A 24056-nucleotide genomic window follows, 5' to 3' on the forward strand; every position below is an offset into this window, starting at 1 on the left:
CTCTGCCCTCCTGTTCGACCTTCGATAGGCCCTGATGCTCGCGCCAGCCTTCAAGCCGGGTTCAGACCCAGAGCGCACGCCGGACGGCGCGGCGGCCGGGCGCGTGGCGTCGGACGTCGCCGCCGTCGACGCGCTTGAAGCCGCCGACGATCAGGCGACCGAGGCGCGCCGCCGGCGGGGGCCCTTCCGGCCGCGCAAGCTGGTGCCGGCCCGGGCGCGGGCCACCATGCGGGCGCCGATCTGGGCGTTCCAGCTGACCGACGCCGCCGTCGCCGTCGCCCTGGCCGGGCTGGCCTGGACCGTGACCTCGCCCGTCGATCCTCTACAGGCGCCCGTCGGCGCCGTGCTGCCGTTCGTCATGGCCGCCGGCGTGCTGCTGTGGGCGTTGCGCGCGCTCGACCTCTATCGTTTCGGCCACGCGGAGAACCTGACCCGCCATCTGCTGCGCCTGAGCGCCGTGTTCGCCCTCACCGGCCTGACCGCCCTGGCGGGCGTGACGCTGCTGGGCCGCGGCTCGACCGCGCCCCAGGGCGTGACCCTGTGGTACCTGCTGGCGTTCGCCAGCCTGTATCTGCTGCACGTGTGGTGGTGGACGAGCATGGCGCGCTGGCGCCGTTCGGGCCGCCTGACCCCCAACATCGTCGTGGTCGGGGCCACCGAGAACGCCGAGAAGTTCATCGCCGCCGCCCTGGCCACCAAGGAGGTGGCGGTGCTCGGCATCTTCGACGACCGCATCGGCCGCGCTCCGTCCTCGATCGCCGGCGTGCCCGTGCTGGGCGACATCAACGCCCTGCTCGACCACAAGATCGTGCCGTACGTCGACAAGATCGTCATCGCCGTGACATCGACCGCCCAGGCCCGCGTGCGCCAGCTGGTCGAGAAGCTGCGGGTGCTGCCCAACGAGATCACGCTCTTCGTCGACGTCGAGGACGACAGCGCCCGCGCCGCCGCCGTCTCCCGGCTCGCCGACACGCCGGTGGCCCATATCTCCGGCGCGCCGCAGCAGGAGCGCCGCGCCGCCGTCAAGCGCGCGCAGGATCTGGTGATCGGCGCCCTGGCCCTGGTCCTGTCGGCGCCGGTGATGGCGCTGGTCGCCCTGGCCATCCGCCTCGACAGCCCCGGCCCGATCCTGTTCCGCCAGCGCCGCCACGGCTTCAACAACGAGGAAATCGTCGTCTGGAAGTTCCGCTCGATGCGGGCCGAGGACAGCGACCCCCGCGCCCGCCGCCAGGTGCGGATCGGCGACGACCGCGTCACCCGCGTCGGCCGCTTCATCCGCCGCACCAGTCTCGACGAGCTGCCGCAGATCCTCAACGTGCTGACGGGCGAGATGTCGCTGGTCGGGCCGCGCCCGCACGCCATCGGCATGATGACCGGCGACGCCGAGTCGGCCCGGCTCGTCGCCGAATACGCCCATCGCCATCGCATGAAGCCGGGAATGACCGGCTGGGCGGCCGTCAACGGCTCGCGCGGCCCGGTCGACACGCCTGAACTGGTCCGCCGCCGCGTCGCGCTCGACATCGAGTACATCGAGCGGCAATCCTTCTGGTTCGACATGCAAATCCTGGCCATGACCATCCCCTGCCTGCTCGGGGACCGACTGGCCCCCCGTTAGGACGGCAACGCGATGTTCTGGCGCGGCGTGCTCGGCTACCTGCCGGTCAACATCGTCCAAGGCCTGACCGGTCTTCTGACCATCGTGGTCTTCACCCGGGTGCTGGCGCCTGCCGACTATGGGGCCTACGCCCTCGCCTTCTCGGTGATGACCCTCGTCCATACCGGCGTCTTCACCTGGCTCGAAGCGGCCATGGCCCGCTTCTACGCCGCCGAAGCCCAGGCCGGCCGGCTGCCGGATCATTTCGCCACCCTCTACCGCGCCTGGGCGGTGCTGGCGGCGGTCTTCCCGTTGATCGCCGGGGCGATCCTTTGGCTGTGGCCACTCGGCGCGCCGCTGAAGCTGGCCATCGCCGCCGGGCTGGCCACCATCCTGTTCCGCAGCCTCGCCAAGCTGGCCCAGGAGCGCCGCCGCGCCGCCGGCGACGTGCGCGGGGCGGCCCTGCTCGACATGGCGCAGACGGCGGGCGGCTTCCTGATCGGCGCGGCCCTGGCCCTGCTGGGCTGGGGCGGCGCGGCGCCCATGGCCGGCGTCGGCGCGGCGGCGGCGGTCTGCCTGCTGTGGGCCCTGCCGACCGAGCTGAAGCGGACGCGCGGCGGCCGGCTCGACCGCGCCCAGCTTCGCGTCTACGCCGTCTACGGCGTGCCGGTGTCGCTGTCGCTGATCTTCGCCCTGATCCTGGCCACGACGGACCGCCTGCTGCTGGCGGCGTTCCTCGACGAGACCAGCGTCGGCGTCTATCACGCTGGCTACAGCCTGGCGAACCGCACGCTCGACGTGCTGTTCATCTGGCTGGGCATGGCCGGCGGCCCGGCGGCCGTCGCCGCGCTGGAACAGGGCGGGCCCCGGGCCCTGGCCGCGACCGCCCGCGACCAGGCCTCGTTCATGGCGCTGATCGCTATTCCCGCCGCCGTCGGCCTGGCCCTGGTCGCGCGCCCCCTCGCCGATGTGATGGTCGGCGAAGGCCTGCGGGCCGGCGCCGCCCAGGTGACGCCCTGGATCGCCGCCAGCGCCCTGTTCGCCGGCTTCACCACCTACTATTTCCACACCGCCTTCACCCTGGCGCGGCGCACGCACCTGCTGTTGCTGGCCATGGCCATCCCGGCGGGACTGAACCTCGTGCTCAATCTGGTGATGATCCCGCGTTTCGGACTGCAAGGCGCGCTGTGGGCGACGACGGCCAGCTACGCGCTCGGCCTGGCCGCCTCGTCCCTGCTCGGCCGCCGGGCTCTGGTCCTGCCGGTGCCCTGGGGCGTGCTCGTCCGCGCCGGAGCGGCGGCGGCGGCGATGGCGGCGGCGGTTTGGGTGGTTCCGGCCTGGGGCGGTCTCGTAGAACTGCTGGCCAAGGCCGCTCTAGGCGTGGCGGTCTACGGACTGGCCGCCTTCGCCCTCGACGCCGGCGAGGCGCGCAGCCGCTCGCTGCGCCTGCTGCGCGCCCTCCAGGCCCGGAGGGCGGCATGAGCGAGGCCGCCGTCCGCGACAACGCCGCCTGGCCGGACGCGGCCCCGACCCTGTCGGTGCTGATCCCGTTCTTCCGCGACGATCCCTGCACGCTGCTGGCGGCGCTCGACCGCGAAGCCGGCGCGGCGGACGGCCGGGTCGAGATCGTCACGCTGGACGACGGCGGCGGCGATGCGGGTCTGGCCGCGCGGGTCGAGGCCGTCGCCGCCGGCCTCTCGCTCCCCTGCCGCTTCATCCGCCTCGACGGCAACGAGGGCCGCGCCAAGGGACGCAACCGCCTCGCCGCCCAGGCGCGCGGCCGCTGGCTGCTGTTCCTGGACAGCGACATGCTGCCGGACGACGGCCGGTTCCTGGGCGCCTATCTCGACCTCATCGCCGAGGCCGCCCCGGCGGTGGCGTTCGGCGGCTTCTCGCTAGACCAGGCCCCGCGCCGGCCGGAGCACGCCCTGCATCGGGCCATGGCCCTGAAATCCGATTGCGCCCCCAGCCGCGTGCGTCGGCTGACGCCCGAAAAATATGTCTTCACCTCGAACCTGCTGGTACGCCGCGACGTCTTCGACGGCGAGGCCTTCGACGAGGGCTTCTCGGGCTGGGGCTGGGAGGACGTCGAATGGGCGATGCGGGTCTCGCGCCGCCACGACATCCTGCATCTGGACAACACCGCCACCCACCTGGGCCTCGACCCGGCCGGCGTCATCGCCGCCAAGTACGAGCAATCGGCCGCCAATTTCGCCCGCGTCGCCTCAGCCCACCCCGACATCCTGTCCGGCTATCCCAGCTATCGCGCCGCCCGGGCCCTGAAGCGCGCGCCGCTGCGCGGCCTGTGGCGGCCCCTGCTCAAGCGTCTGGCCCTGGCCGAGGGCGCGCCCCTGGGCGTGCGGGCCTTCTCGATGCGGCTGTACCGCGCCGCGCTCTATGCGGAGGCGATCTGATGGACGCTGGCCAGGCCTACAGCGCCGACCGCTCGTTGAAGGGCAAGCTGCGCCGCCGGCTGTCGCGCTGGATCGCGCGCCGGCCCGCCCGTGTGCGGCTGGAGCGGCCGATGGTCTCGTTCACCTTCGACGACGCGCCCGCCACCGCCTTCGAGACCGGCGCGGCCCTGCTGGAGGCCGTCGGCGCGCGAGGCACCTTCTACGTCTCCGCCGGCCTGGCCGGAACCGACGGCCCGATGGGGCCGATCGCCCGGCGCGAGGCCGTCGAGCGGGCGATGGCGGCCGGGCACGACATCGCCTGCCACACCTTCTCGCACCTCGACTGCGGTCGGGCGACGGCGGCCGAGATCGCCGACGATGCGGGCCGCAGCCGCGCGACCCTGGTCGAATGGGGCGCGCCGGCGGCGGCGACCTTCGCCTATCCCTATGGCGACGTCTCGCCGCGAGCCAAGCGCGTCCTGGCCGGCCGCTACGGCCTGCTGCGCGGACTGCACCACGGCCTGATCGAGGACGGCGTCGATCTGAACCAGGCGCCCGCCGTCGGCGTCGAGGGCGCGGATGGCGAGGCGGTCGCGGCGCGCTGGATCGAGACGGCCGCCGCGCGCCGGGGCTGGCTGATCCTCTACACCCACGACGTCTGCGAAACGCCCTCGGCCTGGGGCTGCACGCCGGCCGCCCTGGCCCGGCTGATCGCGGCGGCCAGCGCCCGCGGCCTGGACATCGTCACCGCCGCCGAGGGCCTGCGCCGCATCGCCGCCTAGCGGCGAGGCGCAAGGATCGACCCGTTCAACGGAGCGCGAGCCGATCCGGATAGGCCAGCTTGACGGCGAACATCACGAACACCACCCACCGCAGGTCGTTGTAGGTGACGGCGATGCTCTCGGTGAGGCTGAGCAGGCTGAAGATCAGCAGGAACGGAAAGGCGGCGTAGGCTCCTTTCTCGCGATAGACCGCCACCAGGGCGGCGGTGATGGTCTGCAGGTAGAACAGCACCCAGGCGGCCAGTCCGACCACGCCCAGCCCCAGCCATTGCTCCAGCCAGGCGTTGTGGGCGTGCTGCGGCCGGAAACCCGCGTCATGGGTGATCCAGGCCAGCGGCCCCCGGCCGGACGGATCGTTCCATACCGCCCCGTAGCCGTAGCCGAGCCACGGCCGCGCGTCGATCTGACGCAGGACGCCGGCCCAGATCTTGGTCCGCCCGGTCAGGGTGGCGTCCTTGCCCAGCAGAGCGAACACCGCATCGGCCGCGAAAATCCCTGCCGAGACGATGACCAGCAGCCCGACCACGCCGATCCAGGTGGCCGCGACGCCGGTCACCCGCCCGCGACGGACGAGGCCGACGAAGACCAGTCCCCCCGCCCCCAGCAGCAGGGCCATCAGCGCCGTCTTCGAGGTCGACAGCAGCACCAGTCCGGCCGCCAGTCCCGCCGCCGTCCACCACAGCGCCCGCCGGGACGGATTGAGCAGGGCCGCGGCGCAGAGCACCGGGAAGAACTGAGCCATGTTGCCGCCCATGGCGTTCTTCTCGGTCCAAAGACCCCGCCAAGCCCCTGGGAACAGGTCGTGCATGCGCCCGATCGAGGGGATGGCCACGCCGGCGACATAGGAGGCGACCACCAGGATGGCGAAGGCGGCGGCCAGCACCTCGACCAGGGTCGCCCAGCGATAGCGCGTGGCCAGCACCGCGCCGCACAGGGTGGTGAAGCCGATGGCGAAGGAGCGGCGCAGGGTCTGGTCGGGCGCTATCGACCAGACGATGGACGTGCAGACGATCAGCATCAGCAGACAGAGGAACGGCTGGCGGGCCAGTCCTTGCAGCATCCTGCCGGGACTGAGGACCAGCAGGATCAGGCCGGCCGCGTAGGCGGGGAAGAACAGGGCGCGCAACAGGCCCGAGGCGGCGGGATCGGCCTTCTCGCCCGCCACCGGCAGCACCCACGCCTGGCTGAAGACCAGCAACATGATCACCGCCAGCACGAAGGCGATCACGTCCACCACCGTCGGGCGGGCCGTCTGCTCGCGCGGGGGAAGCCACGCGGCCGACGAGATGGTCATGACCGCGCCTTGAGGAACTTGGGCGGTTCGACCGTCACGCGGTTGAAGAAGATGCCGCCGCACCGGGCCCCGGCCGCCGTCAGGGCTTCCTTGAGCTGGCTGGAGGCGCGCACGTCGCCGGTGTCGGCCGACATCACCATGACGTTGACGTCGGCGAACGGGGCCACGGCCAACCCGGCCGGAGAACGGTCCAGCGACGGCGCGTCGACCACGATCAGGTCGGCGTAGCGCCTAAGCGCGCCCCAATAGGCGCCCGAGCCGAGGATGTGCACGGTCTGGTCGGGCCGCATCGATTCCCGTCGGAACCGCGTCGCCCAAAGGCGGGTGTGGCCGACCGGATGCGCGACCAGATAGCCGGCGTCGGGCCACGTCCGCCCGTCCTGGCCGCGCACGGCCGGCTGGACGGTGAAGAAGGCCGAGCCGTCGGGCGACGCCGCCGCCGGGCGGCCAAGGGCGCCGAACCGCGCCGGATCGGCCGCCAGGGCGGCGTGCTGGGCGTTGTTCAGCAGATCGAGATCGACGAGCCATACCGCGCGGCGGACCCGCTCTACGGCGTAGCGAGCGAATTCACGAGCGACGGTGGAGGTGCCCTCGCCGCGCCGGCCGCCGATGAACTGGATCATGCGGCCATGGCCGGGCGACGGCGGGCTCCAGGCTCCACCCAGGGACGCCCACAGCTGCGCCATTTCCGCCTTGAGATCCACCATCGTCGAATCGCCGTGTGCGCAACGTTCGAAACGCTTAACACGACTCGCCCAAGGCGTGCGCGATCTGGCCGTCAGGCCTTCAGCCGCGCCATGGCCAGCACCGGAAGGTCCAGGGTCCGCGCCGCCGCCGCCGGCGTCGGCACGCCCGGCCGCAGGAACATCCGCAGCAGGCCGACGCACAGGGCGGTGAAGGCGGCGAACAGCACCGCCAGCACGAACACCGGCTTCTTCAGGCTCTTGCCCTCGGTCGGCGTCACGGCCCGCTGGGCGATGCGGATATTGTCGTTGCTCTTCTGGGCCATGGCCTGGGCCGCCTGGCTCTCCTCCTCCTTGACCGTGAAGTCGCGGACGTTGCTCTGCAAGACGTCGCGCTCGCGGGAGAGGTTCTGGAACTGCGGCTCCAGCGCCGCCAGGCGCAGCTGCCTCTGGGTCACCTGGGCGATCTGGGCGTCGACCGTGGCCGTGGCCTGCTGCAGCGCCTCGACCTCGGCGCGGGCCTGGATGCTTTCGGTCTGCAGGGTCTGGAACACCGGGTTCACGCCCAGGCGCTTGGTCCCCTCGCCCTGGGCGCGGCCGCCGGCCACCGCCTGTTCGAGCTGCGCGATCTGGGCGTTGACGGCCTGGACGGGCTGGGAGTCGGGACGATAGCGCGACAAAAGGTCCTCCCGCCTCGCCTTCGCCTCGACCAGCTGGTCGGCGGCCTTGTTGTTGATGTCGCGATAGAGGCCGACCTCGGGATTGATCTGCCCCAGCTGGGCCGACAGGCCGGCGAGCTGTCCCTGCTTCTGCCGCAGCGACGCCTCGTTGGCGTACTTCTGCTGTTGCAGGGACTGCTGAAGCTGGTTGAGGGCGGCGCGCTCGGCCTCGAAGTCGCCGATGTTGTTGGTGGTCAGGAAGGTCTCGTAGGCGGCGTCGACGTCGGCGAGCCGTTCCTCGAAGCTCTTGCGCTGTTCGGCCAGGACCGGCGTGGTGCGGTCGATCAGCACCGTGCGCCGCTGGATCAGGTATTCCTCGACAAGGGCGTTGAGCACCCGCGCCGCCAGCTGGGGATCGCGGTTCTCATAGGTCAGGCGGACCACCGGGTTGCCGGGCGCGGTCTCGATCTTCAGGCCGCGGCTGACCGACTGCGCGAGCTTGCTGGCCATCTCGGCCTTTTCGGCCGGCAGGGCCTTGGCGTAGCGCGCGGCCTGCGACGGGGCCATCACCGGCACGCCGAGCCGCTCGACCACCCGCAGCCGCACCGAATCGCTGCCCAGGATCTCGGCCTCGGACTGGGTCACCTGATCCAGTTCCGGAATGGCCCCCCGGGCCGCGTCGCCGGCTCGCGGCTCGTAGACATATTCCTGGCCAAGGCTGATCAGCACGCTGGCGCGGGCCGGATAGGTCGTCCGCAGGGTGAGCGCGACGATCAGGCCGACGAGAAACAGGATCGCGAAGGTCCACAGCATCAGGAACCGCTCGCGCCATAGCAGCGTCACGAAATCCGAAGGCGCATAGCGGACGTGGAAACCCCACGGCTCGCCGCCGTCGCTGCGCGAAGCGGTCTGCGATCTCTGTGTCGAGGCTTGAGCGCCGCCCATGCGAATCCGCAACCGTTCCGTTCCCTTTCGGAACCTCGCAGCAAGGCGATTAACCAATGGTTACCCATTTTCTTTAACCTTCCCCCATAGCACTTGAGGGAGCGTTCATCGGCCATGTCCAGCATCCGGCGTCTCGGTTTCGCCTTGCCGCTCGCCTTGTCCGCGGGGCTCGCCGGCTGCGTGTCGGACACCTTTTCGCCGACGCCGCGGCCGACCGCCGACTTCGCCAATATCGGCTACGCCACCTGGAGCGACGACGAGCCGTCCTATCGGCTCTATCCCGGCGACGAACTCGACGTCTCGATCGCCAGCGCGCCGGAATTGAACAAGATCGCCCTCGTCCAGCCGGACGGCCGCGTGAGCCTGCCGCTGATCGATCCGGTTATGGTGGCCGACCTGTCGGTCGTCGACGCCCAGGCGGCGCTCAGCCACGCCTACGCCCGCCAGCTGATCCGGCCGGACGTGCGCGTGGCCGTCAAGACGGCGCAGCCTTTGAAGATCTTCGTGGGCGGCGAGGTCGACAAGCCCGGCGTCTACGACATGCCCGGCGACATCGACGCCCTGCGCGCCGTCTTCCAGGCCGGCGGCTTCAAGACCTCGGCCAAGCGTAGCCAGGTGGTGATCATCCGCCGCGGCCGCGACGGGCGGGCGATGATGCGCACCATAGACCTGGCGAGGGGGATTTCGGATCCGGGCCGCGCCGATCAGGCGCCGCTGCGGCGGTTCGACATCGTCTACGTGCCCCGCACCGGCGTCTCGGAGGCGGGGCAGTTCGTCCAGCAATACTTCCGCGACCTGCTGCCGGTGCAGATCGGCTTCAGCTACGCGCTCAACGGCTCGACCGTGTACTAGCGCGCCGCCGGCCCCGGCTCAGCCGTGGGCCAGCCATTCGCGCGCGGCGCGCTGGGCCTCGGCGACGTCGGCCGGGTCCATCTCCTGGCTCAGTTCCTTGCGATAGACCTTGGCCTCGATCGAGCCGCGCATGGCGGCCAGATTGAACAGCATGTGCGCCGACACGTAGTCCAGCGGCGCGCCGCCCTGCCCGGTCGAATAGAGCAGCCCCATGCGGAACAGCTCGTCGCCGGTGGAATCCGTCTGCGGCAACGGCATGTCGGCGGCCGGCGTCTCGATACAAGTGTGCATCTTCCACACTCCCTGCGAAGTCGCGGGCCGGCTTCTGCCGGCCCTCTGCGATGTCCGGGGATGAGAAAAGCCTGAGGGCCTTGAAAATAAGGTTAAGCGCGAAATCACCTTACATTAAGGAATTCAAGGGTTAGGCCCGGACAACCGGCGCCGGACGGGCCGCCTACCGCGCCCGCTGGCCGAACAGCACCGCCCGCGCCTTCTCCGCGTCCTTGCCGCTGGCGGCCAGGGTGTTGTTGCGCAGTTCGTTGCCCACCTTGAAGCCGGCCTGCACGCCGGCGCGCTCGCCGACACGGTCGAACCACGCCTTGAGATGCGGAAAGGCCTCGATCTGGACGCCCTGGTTGCGCCACGGCACGACCCAGGGCCAGCAGGCCATGTCGGCGATCGAGAACGCGCCGGCGATGAAGTCGCGGTCAGCCAGGCGCTTGTTCAGCACCCCATAGAGGCGATTGGTCTCGTTGGTGTAGCGGATCGCGCCGTAGGCGACCTGGCGCTGGTCGAAGATGAAGCTCGGCGCGTACTGGCGGAAGTGATGGGTCTGTCCGGCCATCGGGCCCAGCCCGCCCATCTGCCAGAACAGCCACTGGTCGACCTCGACGCGGGCGCGCTCGTCGGCCGGATAGAACTTGCCGGACTTGCGGCCCAGATACTGGAGGATGGCGCCGGATTCGAACACCGAGATCGGCCGCCCGTCCGGGCCGTCCGGGTCGACGATGGCCGGCATGCGGTTGTTCGGGCTGATGGCCAGGAATTCCGGGGCGAACTGGTCGCCGGCGCCGATGTTCACCGGGATCATCACATAGGGCAGCCCCATCTCCTCCAGGGCGATGGATATCTTCCACCCGTTCGGCGTCGGCCAATAGTGCAGTTCGATCGGCTGGCTCATGGGGCGTCCCTCACGCTGGATTTCCGGCGCCGCAAACATGGGACGGTTCCCCGTCCGGCGCCAGGGGGCCGTCGCCGTCGGCCGAGCCGGCCGGGGACTGACGATCGTGTTCAGCGTCAGTTCACGCGCAGGCCGTCACTCTCCACCTCAAGGCTTGAAACAAGTTCCAGCGCCGGGGGCAACGGCGTCGGAACTGGAAGGAGGACGATATGAAGCGCCTTATCCTCACCCTGGCGACCGCCGCGGCGGTCCTCGGCCCGATGGCCGGGGTCGCGTCGGCCGATCCGCGCGACGGCTGGGACCGCGACCGCTGGGAACGGGACCATCGCGACCAGGGGCGTTGGGATCGCGGCGGCTGGGATCGCCGGGACGACCGGCGAGACTGGGACGACCGCCGCCGACGCGACTGGGACGACCGCCGCCACAACGGCTATTACTATCAGAACCGCTGGCACTACGGCCCGCCGCCTCAGGCCTATTACGGCCAGCCCGGCTACCGCCCGGGCTACATCGCCTGGCGGCGCGGCGCCTATCTGCCGCCGTCCTATCGCGGCTATGTGGTCAACGACTATTACCGCTATCACTTGCGGCCGCCGCCCCATGGCTACTATTGGTATCGGGTAGGCAATGAATATCTGCTCGCCGCCATAGCGACGGGCCTGATCTTCGACGTGATAGCTAACAACTAGACAGTAGAAAAAATCGGAACGTCGCCCGGGAACTAATTCCGGGCGACGCCCGGCGCCTAATATTGGTCACGCATCGGGCGAAATAACCTTTCCCGAGCGCCATTTAGGCCCCATTCAACGGCCAGCGTTTCAGCGTCGTCAGCAAGACGTCGCAAGCAACGAGGCCTCCCATGAAGACCCTCAGCCTGATGGCCGGCCTGGCCGTCCTCGGCGCCGCCTCCGCGGCCTTCGCCCAGAGCCCGCCCGCCCCGCAGGAGCCGGCCGCCCAGCCCGCCCCCGCCATGCAATCCCAGCAAGCGCCGGCCGAGCCGGCCCAGCCGGCCGCCGATCCGGCGACCGCGCGCGGGGCGCCCGCCTCGACCATGGCCCCGGACGAGAAGTCGGGCGCGGCGATGTCGGCCGCCGACGCCAAGTCCGGCCAGCACAAGCACAAGGCCCCCAAGACCAAGGCCGAGCCTTCAAACGCGGCGCAGTCCACGACGCCGCAATAAGCAGCCCCTGACCTCAGGCCCGCCGCCCCGCCGAACGCGGGACGGCGGGCTGTGTTTCAGGTCACTCGGCGACGCCGAGCTTGGCCTTGAGGATGTCGTTGACCGCCGCCGGGTTGGCCTTGCCGCCGGTTTCGCGCATCACCTGCCCGACGAACCAGCCGATCGCCTGGGGCTTGTCCTTGACCGCCGCCGCCTTGTCCGGGTTGGCGGCGATGATCTTGTCGACCGCGGCCTCGATGGCGCCGGTGTCGGTGACCTGGACCAGGCCGTGCTTTTCGACGATGGCCTTGGGATCGCCCTCGCCCGCCGCCATGCGCTCGAACACCTCCTTGGCGATCTTGGACGAGATCACCCCGTCCTCGATCAGTTGGGCGTATTCGGACAGCATGGCCACGGTGATGTGGCCGGCGCCGGCGGCCGTCACCTCGGCCCCGGTGGCGTTGGCGAAAGTCAGCACCGACTGGGTGACGGTGTTGGCCATCAGCTTGGGGTCATGGCCGACCACCGCCGCCTCATAGAGGTCGGCCCGGGCGGCCTCGGTGACCAGCACCCCGGCGTCATAGGCCGACAGGCCGTACTGGCTCTGCAAACGCGCCTTCTTGGCGTCGGGCAGTTCGGGCAGGCTGTACTGGATCGCCTTGACCCAGGCCGGATCGAGTTCCAGCGGCAGCAGGTCGGGATCGGGGAAATAGCGATAGTCGTGCGCTTCCTCCTTCGAACGCATCGAACGGGTCTCGCCCTTGCCGGGGTCGAACAGGCGGGTCTCCTGGTCGATCTTGCCGCCGTCCTCGAGAATCTCGATCTGACGCCGGGCCTCGTATTCAATGGCCTGCTGGATGTAGCGGTAGGAATTGACGTTCTTGATCTCGCAACGCGTGCCGAGCTCGCCGCCGGGCCGCCGCACCGAGACGTTGACGTCGGCGCGCAGGTTGCCCTTCTCCATGTCGCCGTCGCAGGTGCCCAGATAGAGCAGGATGGTGCGCAGCTTCTTCACATAGGCCGCCGCTTCGTCCGACGAACGCATGTCCGGTCGCGAGACGATCTCCATCAGCGCCGTGCCGGCCCGGTTGAGGTCGACATAGGTGAAGTTGGGGTCCTGGTCGTGCAGCGACTTGCCGGCGTCCTGCTCCAGGTGCAGGCGCTCGATGCGGACGGTGAAGGTCGTGCCGTCGTCGCGTTCCACCTCGATCTCGCCCTCGCCGACGATCGGGTCCTTGAACTGGCTGATCTGATAGCCTTGCGGCAGATCGGGATAGAAATAGTTCTTCCGGTCGAAACGGCTCTTCAGGTTGATCTGCGCCTTCAGGCCCAGGCCCGTGCGCACCGCCTGCTCGACGCAGTGGCGGTTGATCACCGGCAGCATGCCGGGCATGGCCGCGTCCACCAGGCTGACCTGTTCGTTCGGTCCCGCGCCGAAACCCACCGCCGCGCCGGAGAACAGCTTGGCGTTGGAGGCGACCTGGGCGTGGACCTCCAGGCCCAGGACGATTTCCCAAGGGCCGGTGCGGCCCTGGATGAGTTTGGAAGAAGCAGAGTCGGTCATGCCCCGCGTCTTACACGCCCACGCGAGGCAAAGGGAGAGCCCGCGTTCTTGCGCCCGGGCGCGGAACACTGTTTTCTGCGCCGCCGCGCGCCAATCCGGCCGCGAACCGGGGATGTACCTCCATGATGAAGACTGCCGCCCTCGCCGGGCTCGTCCTGAGCCTCGCCGGCGCTTCCGGCGCGCTCGCCGCCGACGCCCAAGCCAAGGCCGCGCCGACCGCCGCCGCCAAGCCGTCGGTCGAGACCACCAGCATCGCCGACCTGATCGCCAACCCGGCGACCAAGGCCGTGCTGGAAAAGGACATGCCGGGCCTGCTGACCTCGCCTCACCTGGAAATGGTCAAGGGCATGAGCCTGCGCGCCCTGGCGCAGTTTCCCCAGGCCCAGCTCGACGACGCCAAGCTCAAGGCCATCCAGGCCGACCTCGACAAGGCGAGCTGATCATCCGCGCCCGCCAGCCTCGGCCGATGGGCGCGCCGCCACGAAAAACGGCCGCCGGAGCGATCCGGCGGCCGTCCTCGTTCTCACGCGCCTGGAAGGCGGCTCACCACCACCGCTGAGCCTTGGCAAGGCGGCTCACCACCACCGCTGAGCCTTGGCGCGGAAACCCGCCGCCCGCTCGACGGCGCCCGCCAGCGAGAACAGCGTGCCCTCGTCCAGGGCCTTGCCGATCAGTTGCAGGCCGAGCGGCAACCCGCCCGCGTCCAGCCCGGCCGGCACGCTCATCGACGGCAGGCCGGCGAGGTTGGTCGTCACGGTGAAGACGTCGTTCAGGTACATGGCGATCGGGTCGGCCTGGCGCTCGCCGAGGCCGAACGCCGCCGACGGCGCGGTCGGGGTCAGCAGCGCGTCGCAGCTTTCCCAGGCCCGGTCGAAGTCGTCGGCGATGCGGCGGCGGACCTTTTGGGCCTTGAGGTAGTAGGCGTCGTAATAGCCGGCCGACAGCACGTAGGTGCCGATCAGGATGCGGCGCTTGACCTCGTCGCCGAAGCCGGCGGCGCGGGTGTTCTCGTAGACCTCGGTCAGGTTGGCGCCGTCGGCGCGCAGGCCGTAGCGCATGCCGTCATAGCGGGCGAGGTTCGACGAAGCCTCGGCCGGAGCGACGATGTAATAGGCCGGCAGGGCGTACTTGGTGTGCGGCAGCGACACCTCGACGATCTCGCAGCCGGCGTCGCGCAGCCACTCGACGCCCTTGGCCCACAGCTGTTCGATCTCGGGCGGCATGCCGTCGACGCGATACTCCTTCGGCACGCCGACCCGCAGGCCCTTGACCGACTTGCCGACGAAGGCGGCGAAGTCCGGCGTCTCGACCGGCAGGCTGGTCGAGTCCTTGGGATCGTGGCCGGCCATGGAGGTCAGCAGGATCGCCGCGTCCTCGACGGTCTTGGCGATCGGGCCGGCCTGGTCGAGCGAGCTGGCGAAAGCCGCGACGCCCCAGCGCGAGCAGCGGCCATAGGTCGGCTTGATGCCGACCGTGCCGGTGAAGGCGGCCGGCTGGCGGATCGAGCCGCCGGTGTCCGTGGCGGTCGCGCCGAGGCAGAGGTCGGCGGCGACGGCCGCCGCCGAACCGCCCGACGAGCCGCCGGGGGTCAGGGCCTGGTTCGACCCAGCCGCACGCCAGGGATTGACCACCGCGCCGAACGCCGAGGTCTCGTTGGACGAGCCCATGGCGAACTCGTCCATGTTGAGCTTGCCCAGCATGACGGCGCCGTCGCGGAACAGGTTGGCCGAGACGGTGGATTCATAGGTCGGGACGAAGTCGCCGAGGATCTTGGAACAGGCGGTCGAACGCACGCCCTCGGTGCAGAACAGGTCCTTGATCCCCAGCGGCGCGCCGTCCAGCCGCCCGGCCTCGCCACGGGCGCGGCGGGAATCGGAGGCGCGGGCCATCTCCAGCGCCTTCTCCGGCGTCTCCAGCACGAAGGCGTTCAGCGGCCGGGCCGCCTCGACGGCCTCGACATGGGCCTGCGTCAGCTCGACGGCCGAGAACGCGCCGGACGCCAGACCGTCCAGCGCCCCCTTGAGGGTGAGCGAGGTCAGGGACGCCATTATTCAACCACCTTGGGCACGACGAAGAAGTTGCTGACGCTCTTGGGCGCGTTGGCCAGGACGCGGGACGGATCGCCGCCGTCGGTGACGACGTCGTCGCGCATCGGCAGCGACACCGCCACCGCCGAGGTCATCGGCTCGACGCCGTCGGTGTCGACCTCGTTCAGCTGCTCGATCCACTGCAGGATGCCGGACAGCTCCTGGGCCAGCGGCTCCAGCCGTTCCTCGGGCTCCTGGATGCGGGCTAGTCTGGCGACCTTGCGCACGGTCGCCGCGTCGATGGCCATGGGGCCTTCCTCGATAGTTGCGTCTTCGCAGGTAATGCGTAGCCGCAGGGGTTACTCGCCCCAGGCTCTCTTTGACAAGGTTCGTTGCGCCTGCGGCCCCAGAATCGTCATCCCGCCGAGGCGCGGCGCAGGGCCTGGATGAGTTTTCGTCGCCCGCTTCGCTTCGGCCGGGATCGCGGCTATGGGAGACGCATGGCCGTCCTCGATCTTCTCGACCTCTCCGCCGCCCTGCCGGCCCGCTCGCCCGTCGTCGGCCTCGACCTGGGCGAAAAGACCATCGGCGTCGCGGTCTCCGACGCCACGCGGATGATCGCCAGCCCCCTGGAGCTGATCCGCAAGTCCAAGTTCACCGAGGACGCGGCGGCGCTCTTCAAGCTGATGGAGAGCCGGCAGGCGGGCGGGATCGTCATCGGCCTGCCGGTCAATATGGACGGCACCGAGGGACCGCGTTGCCAGTCCAGCCGGGCCTTCGCCCGCAACCTCTTGCGCCTGCGCGACATTCCCATCGCCTTTTGGGACGAACGCTGGTCCAGCGCCGCCGTCAACCGCATGCTGGTCGGCGAGTTCGACGTCACCCGCGCCCGCCGCGCCGAACTGGTCGACAAGATGGCCGCGACCTACATCCTGCAAGGCGCCCTGGACCGCCTGCGGCAAGCCGAGGGATAGCCGCGTTCGGCGAATCCCGGCGAACTCCGTCCCTGGACAAGAAGAAGACTCCAGGGATGAAGCCGATGCGCCTCGCCGCCGTCATGTTCGCCGCCGCCGTCGGGTTCGCGCCGCTGACCGCTTCGGCGGCTCCCGCCGCGATCCCGGCCGCCGTCACCGCCGACCCGGCGCCGGACAAGGCCCATCCCGCCGACATGCAGTACGCTGGCGTTCCCAGCCACGGCGTCGTCATCAACGGCGTCATCTACCTGGCCGCCGGAGCCGGGCCCCACCCGACCCTGCTGCTGCTGCACGGCCTGCCCGGGCTGGAGCAGAACCTCGACCTCGCCCAGGCCGCCCGCCGCGCCGGCTGGAACGTGCTGACCCTGCACTATCGCGGCGCCTGGGGCAGCCCGGGGACATTCAGCTTCACCAGTTCGGCCGAAGACTGCCTGGCCGCCCTCGCCTGGCTGCGCGACCCGGCGGTCGCGGCCAAATACCGGATCGACGCCGGCCGCATCGCGGTCGCGGGGCACAGCATGGGCGGCTACATGACCGCCGCGACGCTCGCCGCCGACAAGAAGGTGCTGGGCGGCGCCCTGTTCGCGCCGGGCGACATCGGCGCGATGGACCTCCAGGTGATCGCCTCCGGCGCGCCCGATCCCCGCGCCATCGGCGCCAAGGCGTTGAACGACAACGGCCTGCAAGGACTGAACACCACGGCCGAGGCCCTGGCGGACGACCTGCTCGCCCACGCGAAGACCGAGAACTTCGTCGCCTTCACCCCGGCCCTGGCCGACCGCCCCCTGTTGCTGGTCACGGCCGACGACGGGTTCCGCGGCTTCGCCGACGGTCTCGCCGAACGGACCCGGAAGCTGGGTAACAGGCGGGTGACGCAGATCCACTTCGCCGACGACCACGCCTTCGACGCCCACCGCGTCGCCCTGGCCGGCGCCCTGGTCGACTGGCTGAACCAACTGGTCCCGCCCGCACGGCCTTGAGCGCGGTCGGAATCCTCCGTATAGGGTGCCCCCCATGCAGGGCGCGGCCGACATCGAAGATCTGATCCGACAGCGCGCCTTCCCTTTTCCCCACAAGCATTTGCTTTCCGTCGCCGGCCTGAATCGGCTGGAGGCGACGGCGTTGCTGGACCTCGGCGACGCCTTCGTCGGACTGAACCGGCAGCGCGACAAGAAGTCGGCGCTTCTGCGCGGCCGCACCCTGGTCAACCTGTTCTTCGAGAACTCGACGCGGACGCAGAGTTCGTTCGAATTGGCGGGCAAGCGGCTGGGCGCGGACGTGGTCAATATGAGCCCGCGCACCTCGTCGATCGCCAAGGGCGAGACCCTGCTCGACACGGCGGTGACGCTGAACGCCATGCAGCCCGACCTGCTGGTGGTCCGCCACGCCTCGTCCGGCGCCGGCAACCTGCTTTCCCAGAAGGTCGACTGCAGCGTCATCAACGCCGGCGACGGCCAGCACGAGCACCCGACCCAGGCCCTGCTCGACGCCCTGTCCATGCGCCGGGCGTTCGGCCGCGTGGAGGGCCTGACCGTGGCCATCTGCGGCGACGTGCTGCACAGCCGGGTCGCCCGCTCGAATGTCGGCCTGCTGCAACTGCTCGGCGCGCGCGTGCGGCTGGTCGGCCCCAGGACCCTGATGCCCGCCGGCGCCGACCGTTGGGGCGTCGAGGTGTTCCACGACATGCGCGCCGGCCTGGCCGGCGTCGACGTGGTGATGATGCTGCGTCTGCAGCTGGAGCGGATGCAGGGCGCGCTGGTGCCGTCGATGCGCGAATATTTCCGCTTCTACGGTCTTGATCGTGAAAAGCTTTCCCGCGCCGCGCCGCACGTCCGGGTCATGCACCCGGGGCCGATGAACCGCGGCGTCGAGATCGATTCCGAGATCGCCGACGACCTGGACGTCAGTCTGATCCAGAATCAGGTCGAGATGGGGGTGGCGGTGCGCATGGCGGTGCTGGCCTCGCTGGCCGCGCGACTGGACAACGCCTGATGCCCCGCAACGCCGGCAAATCGGCCCCCACGGCCTTCGTCAACGCCCGCCTCGTCGATCCCGAGAGCCGCTACGACGGCCCCGGCGCCCTGGTGGTGGCCGAGGGCGTCATCGCCGACGTCGCCCGCCGCCCCGGCTTCGAGGCGCTGTCCCCGGACGTGCGGGTGATCGACTGCAACGGCGCCATGCTGGCCCCCGGCCTGATCGACCTGCGGGTCAAGACCGGCGAGCCCGGCTCGGAAACCAAGGAGACGCTGGAATCGGCGGCGCGGGCCGCGGCGGGCGGCGGCGTCACCTCCATCGTCGTGCAGCCGGACACCGATCCGACCGTCGACGAGCCGTCGGTGGTCGATTTCATCCTGCGCCGGGCCCGCGACGTCGAACTGGTGCACGTCCACGTCGCCGGCGCGGCGACCAAAGGCCTGGCCGGCGAGCGCATGGCCGAGATCGGCCTGATGCGCGAGGCGGGCGCGGTCTATTTCACCGACGCCGACCGGCCGATCGTCGATTCCAAGGTGATGCGGCGCATCCTGAGCTACGCCTCGGGCTTCGGCGCGATCATCTCGCACCGCCCGGCCGATCCCTATCTCAGCGCCGGCGCCGCCGCGACCGAGGGCGAATTCGCCGGCCGCATGGGCCTGCCCGCCGCGCCGGTGGTCGCCGAACGCATCATGCTCGAACGCGACATGGCGCTGGCCGAGCTGACCGGCGCCCAGCTGCTGGTCGACCAGATCACCTGCGCCGACGCCCTGGCCACCCTGCGCCGGGCCAAGGACAGGGGCCTGAAGGTCGCGGCCACGGCCTCGATCAACCACCTGAGCTTCAACGAGCTCGACATCGGCGACTATCGCACCTTCTGCAAGCTGACCCCGCCGCTGCGGGCCGAGGACGACCGCCAGGCGCTGATCGAGGCGCTGGCCGACGGGCTGGTGGACATCGTGGTCTCGGCCCACGCGCCGGCGCCGGCCGAGGACAAGCGCCTGCCCTATGACGAGGCCGCGCCCGGCGCCGTCGGGCTGGAGACCCTGTTGCCCGGCCTGTTGACGCTGCACCACGAGGAGCGCGCGCCGCTGGTCGACCTGATCCGCGCCGTGACCCTGGCGCCGGCCCAGCTGCTGGGCCTGCAGGCCGGCCGCCTGGCCGCCGGCGCCCCCGCCGATCTGGTGCTGTGCGACATCGATGCGCCGCTGGTGGTCGACGCCGCCCGCCTGATGTCGAAGTCCAAGAACTCGCCCTTCGACGGCCGCCGGCTCCAGGGCCAGGTCCTGCTGACCATGGTCGACGGCCGGGTGATCCACAAGACGGCGCAGTAAGCCGGGCGCGCCGCTCTTTTTTTGTCGCCGCCGCCGTGAGATGAACGGCGGACCCGCCGCTTCCTGGGCGCGGGCGATGCAAATGGGGGCGTCTTGGACAATCTGCCGCTACCGATGATCGCCGCCGTCGCAATCGGCGGCTACCTGCTCGGCTCGATACCCTTCGGCGTCATCGTCACCCGCGCGGCCGGGACCGGCGACGTGCGCAACATCGGCTCGGGCAATATCGGCGCGACCAACGTGCTGCGCACCGGCCGCCGGGACCTGGCGGCCCTGACGCTGCTGGGCGACGTCGGCAAGGGGATCGTCGCCGCGCTGCTGGCGCGCTGGCTGGTCGGCCGCCTCGCAGGGACCGAGGCCGCCGTCGCGGCCGCCGCTTTGGCCGGGGGCGCGGCCTTCCTCGGCCATCTCTTCCCGGTCTGGCTCCGCTTCAAGGGCGGCAAGGGCGTCGCCACCTTCTACGGCGTCATGCTGACGGTCGCCTGGCCGGTCGGCCTGGCGGCGGCCGCGACCTGGATCGCCATGGCCGCCCTGTTCCGCATCTCGTCGCTGGCCGCCCTGACGGCGGCGGCCCTGGCCCCGCTGTTCGCGTTCGCCTTCGACCAGCCCTTCGCCGCGGTCGTGCTGGCCACGTTCATGGCCGTGTTGATCTTCATCCGCCACCACGAGAACATCCGCCGCCTGCTCAAGGGCCAGGAGCCGCGCATCGGCGGCAAGAAATCCGCGCCGCCGGCCGATCCCGCCCCCTGATGGCCGGCGAGCTCAGCGACGGCCAGCGCCGGGACCGGCTGCGCCTGGCGCGGACCGAGAACGTCGGCCCCGTCGCCTTCGCCCAGCTCCTCGCCCGTTTCGGCGACGCGCGCGCCGCCCTGGCCGCCCTGCCCGACCTTGTGCGCCGGGGCGGGCGGGCAGGACCGCCCCGCATCCCCGCCGAGGCCGAGATCGACGCGGAGATCGAGGCTGGCCGTCGCCTGGGCGCCCGGCTGATCGTGGTCGGCGAAGCGGCGTTCCCCGCCCGCCTCGCCGCGCTGGACCCGCCGCCGCCGACGCTGTGGTGCAAGGGCCGCCCGGAATTGCTGCACGCGCCCAGCGTCGCGGTGGTCGGCGCCCGCATCGCCTCCGCCGTCGGACAACGCTTCGCCCGGGGTCTGGCCGCCGAGCTGGGCGGCCACGGCTATGTGGTGGTCTCGGGCCTGGCCCGGGGCGTCGACGCCGCCGCCCATCAGGGGGCCCTGACCGCCGGCACCATCGCCGTCCTCGGCGGCGGCGTCGACGACGTCTACCCGCCCGAGCACCGCGACCTCTATGCGCGAATCGCCGAGGCGGGCTGCGTCGTCTCCGAAAGCCCGGTCGGCCATCGCGCCCAGGCCCGGGATTTTCCGCGCCGGAACCGGATCATCTCGGGCCTGTCGCTCGGCGTGGTGGTGGTCGAGGCCGAGCTGAGGTCCGGCTCGCTGATCACCGCCCGTCTCGCCGCCGAGCAGGGGCGCGAGGTGTTCGCCGTGCCGGGCTCGCCCCTCGATCCGCGGGCGCGCGGCGGCAACGACCTGATCCGCAACGGCGCCCATCTGTGCGAGGGGGTGGAGGACGTCCTGCGCGAACTGAACGGCCTGCGCCGCCTCGGCGAGGGCGATGAGGCTCCGTCGCTGCGGGCGGGCGACGGCGATCTCGCGACGGACGAAGCCGACATCGACCGTCTGCGCGAACAGATCGCCGCCCTCCTCTCGCCCAGTCCGGCGCCCCGCGACGAACTGGTCCGCCTCACCGGAGCCCCGGCCCGCCTGGTCCACGCCGCCCTGGTCGAGCTGGCTCTGGCCGGTCGCGCCGAGCTGTCGCCGGGCGGGCTGGTCTCGTCCTGCTGAACGCCGCCGGACGGAAGCGCGGGGTTTTTTCCCCTTCGGCCCAAAGCGCCGCGTTGACAGACGCGGGGGCGAACCCCCACTTTCGCCGCTCGCGCGAAAGGCCCCCCTCTCGCCCTCCTTCTTCCCGGTGATCCGAATCCCCGCATGAACGTCGTCGTCGTAGAAAGCCCGGCCAAGGCCAAGACCATCAACAAGTATCTGGGCAAGGACTACACGGTCCTGGCCAGCTACGGCCACGTGCGCGACCTTCCGTCCAAGGACGGGTCGGTCCAGCCGGACAACGATTTCGCCATGACCTGGGACGTCGATCCCAAGTCGGCCAAGCGCCTGAACGACATCGCCGACGCCGCCAAGTCCGCCGACCGCATCATCCTGGCCACCGACCCGGATCGCGAGGGCGAGGCGATCAGCTGGCACGTGCTCGAGGTGCTGAGCAAGAAGAAGGCCCTCAAGGACAAGCAGGTCCAGCGGGTGACCTTCAACGCCATCACCAAGACCGCCGTGGTCGAGGCGATGCGGCACCCGCGCGACATCGACATGGAGCTGGTCGACGCCTACCTGGCCCGGCGGGCGCTGGACTATCTGGTCGGCTTCACCCTGTCGCCGGTGCTGTGGCGCAAGCTGCCGGGCGCCCGCTCGGCCGGACGCGTGCAGTCGGTCGCCCTGCGCCTGATCGTCGACCGCGAGATCGAGATCGAGAAGTTCAAGACCCAGGAATACTGGACCGTCGACGCCGACGTGTCGGCCGGCTCCGACCCGTTCCTGGCCCGGCTGGTCAAGCACGAGGGCAAGAAGCTCGCCAAGTTCGACCTGAGCGACGAGGCTTCGGCCAGCGCCGCCCGCGCCGCCGTCGAGGCGGCGAGCTTCAAGGTCGCCTCGGTCGAGAAGAAGCCCGCCCGCCGCACGCCGGCGCCGCCCTTCACCACCTCGACCCTGCAACAGGAAGCCGCGCGCAAGCTGGGCTTCTCGGCCCAGCGCACCATGCAGGCGGCGCAGAAGCTGTACGAGGGCGTCGACATCGGCGGCGAGACCGTCGGCCTGATCACCTATATGCGGACCGACGGCGTCCAGGCCGCCCCCGAGGCGATCGACGAGGCGCGGACCGTGATCGCCGGCCGCTACGGCAAGGAGTACGTTCCCGAAAGCGCCCGCATCTACAAGACCAAGGCCAAGAACGCCCAGGAAGCGCACGAAGCCATCCGGCCGACCAGCCTGCAGCGCAATCCTGGCTCCCTGCGTCTCGATCCCGACCTCGGCCGGCTCTACGAGCTGATCTGGAAGCGGATGATCGCCTCGCAGATGGAGGCCGCCCGCATCGAGCGGACCACGGTCGAGCTGGACTCCGCCGACGGCCGCACCGGCCTGCGCGCCACCGGCCAGGTGGTGCAGTTCGACGGCTATCTGGCCGTCTATGAGGAAGGCCGCGACGACAGCGCGGATGATGAAGACGGCGGCCGCCTGCCGGTGATCGCCGAAGGCGCCTCGGCCAAGGTGCTCAAGGCCCGCGCCGACCAGCACTTCACCGAACCGCCGCCGCGCTATTCCGAAGCCAGCCTGGTCAAGAAGATGGAGGAGCTCGGCATCGGCCGGCCCTCGACCTACGCCTCGATCCTGACCGTGCTGCGCGACCGGGCCTATGTCCGCATGGACAAGAACCGGTTCATCCCGGAGGACAAGGGCCGGCTGGTCACCGCCTTCCTGCAGGAGTTCTTCCGCAAGTACGTCGAATACGACTTCACCGCCGCCCTGGAGGAGAAGCTCGACCAGGTCTCGGCCGGCGACCTCGACTACAAGCAGCTGCTTCGCGACTTCTGGAACGATTTCCACGCCGCCGTCGGCGAGATCGGCGAGCTGCGCGTGACCAACGTGCTGGAGGCGCTCAACGAGGCGCTCGGACCGCACATCTTCCCCGATCGCGGCGACGGGACCGATCCGCGCAGCTGCCCGACCTGCGGCACCGGCCGCCTGAGCCTCAAGACCGGTAAGTTCGGCGCCTTCATCGGCTGCTCCAACTATCCGGAATGCCGCTTCACCCGCCCGCTGGCGACGCCGGACGGCGAGAACGGCGAGGCCGAGGTCAGCGACCGCGAGCTGGGCGTCGATCCCGCCACCGGCCAGGCGGTGTGGCTGAAGGTCGGCCGCTTCGGCCCCTATGTCGAGGAAGCCAACGGCGACAAGCCCAAGCGCGCCAGCCTGCCCAAGGGCTGGCCGCCGGCGACCATCGACCTGGAGAAGGCGCTGCGGCTGCTGTCGCTGCCGCGCGAGGTCGGAACCCACCCCGAGGACGGCGAGGTCATCCTGGCCGGCATCGGGCGCTATGGTCCCTACGTCCAGCACAACGGCACCTACGCCAACCTGGAGAACGCCGACGAGGTGTTCGAGGTCGGCCTGAACCGCGCCGTCGCCGTCCTGGCCGAGAAGCGGGCCGGCGGCGGTCGGCCGCAGCGCGGCGCCGCAGCCGCCCTGAAGGAGCTGGGCGCCCACCCCGAGGACGGCCAGCCCGTCCGGGTGCTGTCGGGCCGCTTCGGCCCCTACATCAAGCACGGCTCGGTCAACGCCAACGTGCCGAAGGGCTCCGATCCCCAGGCCCTGACCCTCGACGAAGCGGTCGCCCTGCTGGCCGAACGCGCCGCCAAGGGCGGCGGCAAAAAGCCGGCCAAGGCCGTGAAAGCCAAGGCCGAGCCCAAGGCTAAGGCCGCCGCCAAGCCCAAGACGGCGGCGAAGAAACCGGCCGCGAAGAAGACAGCGAAGGCGTAAGCGCCCCTCACCCTCCCATTGCTTCA

23 protein-coding genes are annotated in these 24056 nt (G+C 70.6%); 15 read left to right on the plus strand and 8 right to left on the minus strand.

Features of this window, described 5'->3' with window-relative positions; all coding sequences use genetic code 11:
* The first annotated feature begins 34 nt into the window (after positions 1-34).
* The 4 genes from C5708_RS02370 to C5708_RS02385 are packed head-to-tail and all read left to right on the plus strand — an operon-like array spanning position 35 to position 4769.
* Positions 35-1615: an exopolysaccharide biosynthesis polyprenyl glycosylphosphotransferase gene (locus C5708_RS02370; protein WP_278253693.1), complete on the plus strand. Its 1581-nt coding sequence runs from the start codon at positions 35-37 to the stop codon at positions 1613-1615.
* Between the two features lie 12 nt (positions 1616-1627).
* Positions 1628-3076, plus strand: a complete 1449-nt coding sequence (locus C5708_RS02375) for a lipopolysaccharide biosynthesis protein (protein WP_242917439.1) — start codon at positions 1628-1630, stop codon at positions 3074-3076.
* Positions 3073-4008 carry a glycosyltransferase gene (locus C5708_RS02380; protein WP_242917441.1) on the plus strand — a complete coding sequence of 312 codons (936 nt, stop codon included), beginning with the start codon at positions 3073-3075 and terminating at the stop codon, positions 4006-4008. Before C5708_RS02375 ends, C5708_RS02380 begins: the two co-directional genes overlap by 4 nt.
* Positions 4008-4769 carry a polysaccharide deacetylase family protein gene (locus tag C5708_RS02385; RefSeq protein WP_242917443.1) on the plus strand — a complete coding sequence of 254 codons (762 nt, stop codon included), beginning with the start codon at positions 4008-4010 and terminating at the stop codon, positions 4767-4769. Before C5708_RS02380 ends, C5708_RS02385 begins: the two co-directional genes overlap by 1 nt.
* Positions 4770-4794: 25 nt before the next feature.
* Here the strand turns inward: C5708_RS02385 and C5708_RS02390 are convergent, their stop codons facing one another.
* The 3 genes from C5708_RS02390 to C5708_RS02400 all read right to left on the minus strand — a co-directional run bounded on the left by C5708_RS02390 (position 4795) and on the right by C5708_RS02400 (position 8350).
* Positions 4795-6063: an O-antigen ligase gene (locus tag C5708_RS02390; protein ID WP_242917445.1), complete on the minus strand. Its 1269-nt coding sequence runs from the start codon at positions 6061-6063 to the stop codon at positions 4795-4797.
* Positions 6060-6770, minus strand: coding sequence for a sugar kinase (locus C5708_RS02395; RefSeq protein ID WP_242917447.1), 711 nt, complete (start codon positions 6768-6770; stop codon positions 6060-6062). Before C5708_RS02395 ends, C5708_RS02390 begins: the two co-directional genes overlap by 4 nt.
* A 71-nt stretch (positions 6771-6841) precedes the next feature.
* Positions 6842-8350, minus strand: a complete 1509-nt coding sequence (locus C5708_RS02400) for a Wzz/FepE/Etk N-terminal domain-containing protein (RefSeq protein ID WP_242917449.1) — start codon at positions 8348-8350, stop codon at positions 6842-6844.
* Between the two features lie 114 nt (positions 8351-8464).
* On the opposite strand from C5708_RS02400, the gene C5708_RS02405 reads away from it, so the two are divergent.
* Positions 8465-9202 (plus strand): polysaccharide biosynthesis/export family protein, encoded by a 738-nt coding sequence (locus C5708_RS02405; RefSeq protein ID WP_242917451.1) that lies wholly within the window; start codon positions 8465-8467, stop codon positions 9200-9202.
* Positions 9203-9220: 18 nt separating this feature from the next.
* Here the strand turns inward: C5708_RS02405 and C5708_RS02410 are convergent, their stop codons facing one another.
* Both C5708_RS02410 and C5708_RS02415 read right to left on the minus strand, forming a co-directional pair.
* Positions 9221-9493, minus strand: a complete 273-nt coding sequence (locus tag C5708_RS02410) for a sel1 repeat family protein (protein WP_242917453.1) — start codon at positions 9491-9493, stop codon at positions 9221-9223.
* Between the two features lie 163 nt (positions 9494-9656).
* A complete protein-coding gene (locus C5708_RS02415; protein WP_242917455.1) occupies positions 9657-10382 on the minus strand; it encodes a glutathione S-transferase N-terminal domain-containing protein in 726 nt (241 codons plus the stop codon).
* A gap of 209 nt (positions 10383-10591) precedes the next feature.
* On the opposite strand from C5708_RS02415, the gene C5708_RS02420 reads away from it, so the two are divergent.
* On the plus strand, positions 10592-11071 hold the full coding sequence (locus C5708_RS02420) for an RcnB family protein (protein ID WP_242917457.1): 480 nt from the start codon (positions 10592-10594) through the stop codon (positions 11069-11071).
* Between the two features lie 170 nt (positions 11072-11241).
* Positions 11242-11562, plus strand: coding sequence for a hypothetical protein (locus tag C5708_RS02425; protein WP_242917459.1), 321 nt, complete (start codon positions 11242-11244; stop codon positions 11560-11562).
* Positions 11563-11623: 61 nt separating this feature from the next.
* Here the strand turns inward: C5708_RS02425 and gatB are convergent, their stop codons facing one another.
* Complete coding sequence (gene gatB / locus C5708_RS02430; RefSeq protein ID WP_242917461.1) at positions 11624-13105, minus strand: Asp-tRNA(Asn)/Glu-tRNA(Gln) amidotransferase subunit GatB; 1482 nt, start codon at positions 13103-13105, stop codon at positions 11624-11626.
* Positions 13106-13227: 122 nt separating this feature from the next.
* On the opposite strand from gatB, the gene C5708_RS02435 reads away from it, so the two are divergent.
* Positions 13228-13545 carry a hypothetical protein gene (locus C5708_RS02435; protein ID WP_242917462.1) on the plus strand — a complete coding sequence of 106 codons (318 nt, stop codon included), beginning with the start codon at positions 13228-13230 and terminating at the stop codon, positions 13543-13545.
* Between the two features lie 135 nt (positions 13546-13680).
* Here the strand turns inward: C5708_RS02435 and gatA are convergent, their stop codons facing one another.
* Together gatA and gatC are read right to left on the minus strand one after the other, a co-directional pair.
* Positions 13681-15153 carry an Asp-tRNA(Asn)/Glu-tRNA(Gln) amidotransferase subunit GatA gene (gene gatA / locus C5708_RS02440; protein ID WP_242917464.1) on the minus strand — a complete coding sequence of 491 codons (1473 nt, stop codon included), beginning with the start codon at positions 15151-15153 and terminating at the stop codon, positions 13681-13683.
* Positions 15153-15440, minus strand: coding sequence for an Asp-tRNA(Asn)/Glu-tRNA(Gln) amidotransferase subunit GatC (gene gatC / locus C5708_RS02445; protein ID WP_242917467.1), 288 nt, complete (start codon positions 15438-15440; stop codon positions 15153-15155). Before gatC ends, gatA begins: the two co-directional genes overlap by 1 nt.
* Positions 15441-15632: 192 nt before the next feature.
* On the opposite strand from gatC, the gene ruvX reads away from it, so the two are divergent.
* From ruvX to topA, 7 genes are all read left to right on the plus strand, one after another.
* The gene (gene ruvX / locus C5708_RS02450) at positions 15633-16106 is read left to right on the plus strand and encodes a Holliday junction resolvase RuvX (protein ID WP_242917469.1); all 474 of its coding nucleotides are present in this window, start codon (positions 15633-15635) and stop codon (positions 16104-16106) included.
* 56 nt (positions 16107-16162) lie between these two features.
* A complete protein-coding gene (locus C5708_RS02455) occupies positions 16163-17086 on the plus strand; it encodes an alpha/beta hydrolase (RefSeq protein ID WP_242917471.1) in 924 nt (307 codons plus the stop codon).
* 34 nt (positions 17087-17120) lie between these two features.
* Positions 17121-18098: an aspartate carbamoyltransferase catalytic subunit gene (locus C5708_RS02460; RefSeq protein ID WP_242917473.1), complete on the plus strand. Its 978-nt coding sequence runs from the start codon at positions 17121-17123 to the stop codon at positions 18096-18098.
* Positions 18098-19411 carry a dihydroorotase gene (pyrC, locus tag C5708_RS02465; RefSeq protein ID WP_242917475.1) on the plus strand — a complete coding sequence of 438 codons (1314 nt, stop codon included), beginning with the start codon at positions 18098-18100 and terminating at the stop codon, positions 19409-19411. The genes C5708_RS02460 and pyrC overlap by 1 nt, the downstream gene beginning before the upstream one ends.
* 114 nt (positions 19412-19525) lie before the next feature.
* Positions 19526-20161 (plus strand): glycerol-3-phosphate 1-O-acyltransferase PlsY, encoded by a 636-nt coding sequence (gene plsY / locus C5708_RS02470; RefSeq protein WP_242918043.1) that lies wholly within the window; start codon positions 19526-19528, stop codon positions 20159-20161.
* Positions 20161-21273 (plus strand): DNA-processing protein DprA, encoded by a 1113-nt coding sequence (gene dprA / locus C5708_RS02475; protein WP_242917477.1) that lies wholly within the window; start codon positions 20161-20163, stop codon positions 21271-21273. Before plsY ends, dprA begins: the two co-directional genes overlap by 1 nt.
* A 144-nt stretch (positions 21274-21417) precedes the next feature.
* A complete protein-coding gene (topA, locus tag C5708_RS02480; RefSeq protein WP_242917479.1) occupies positions 21418-24030 on the plus strand; it encodes a type I DNA topoisomerase in 2613 nt (870 codons plus the stop codon).
* Positions 24031-24056 lie beyond the last annotated feature (26 nt).

The organism is Caulobacter sp. CCUG 60055, assembly GCF_022750545.1.
Lineage (GTDB): Bacteria > Pseudomonadota > Alphaproteobacteria > Caulobacterales > Caulobacteraceae > PUIC01.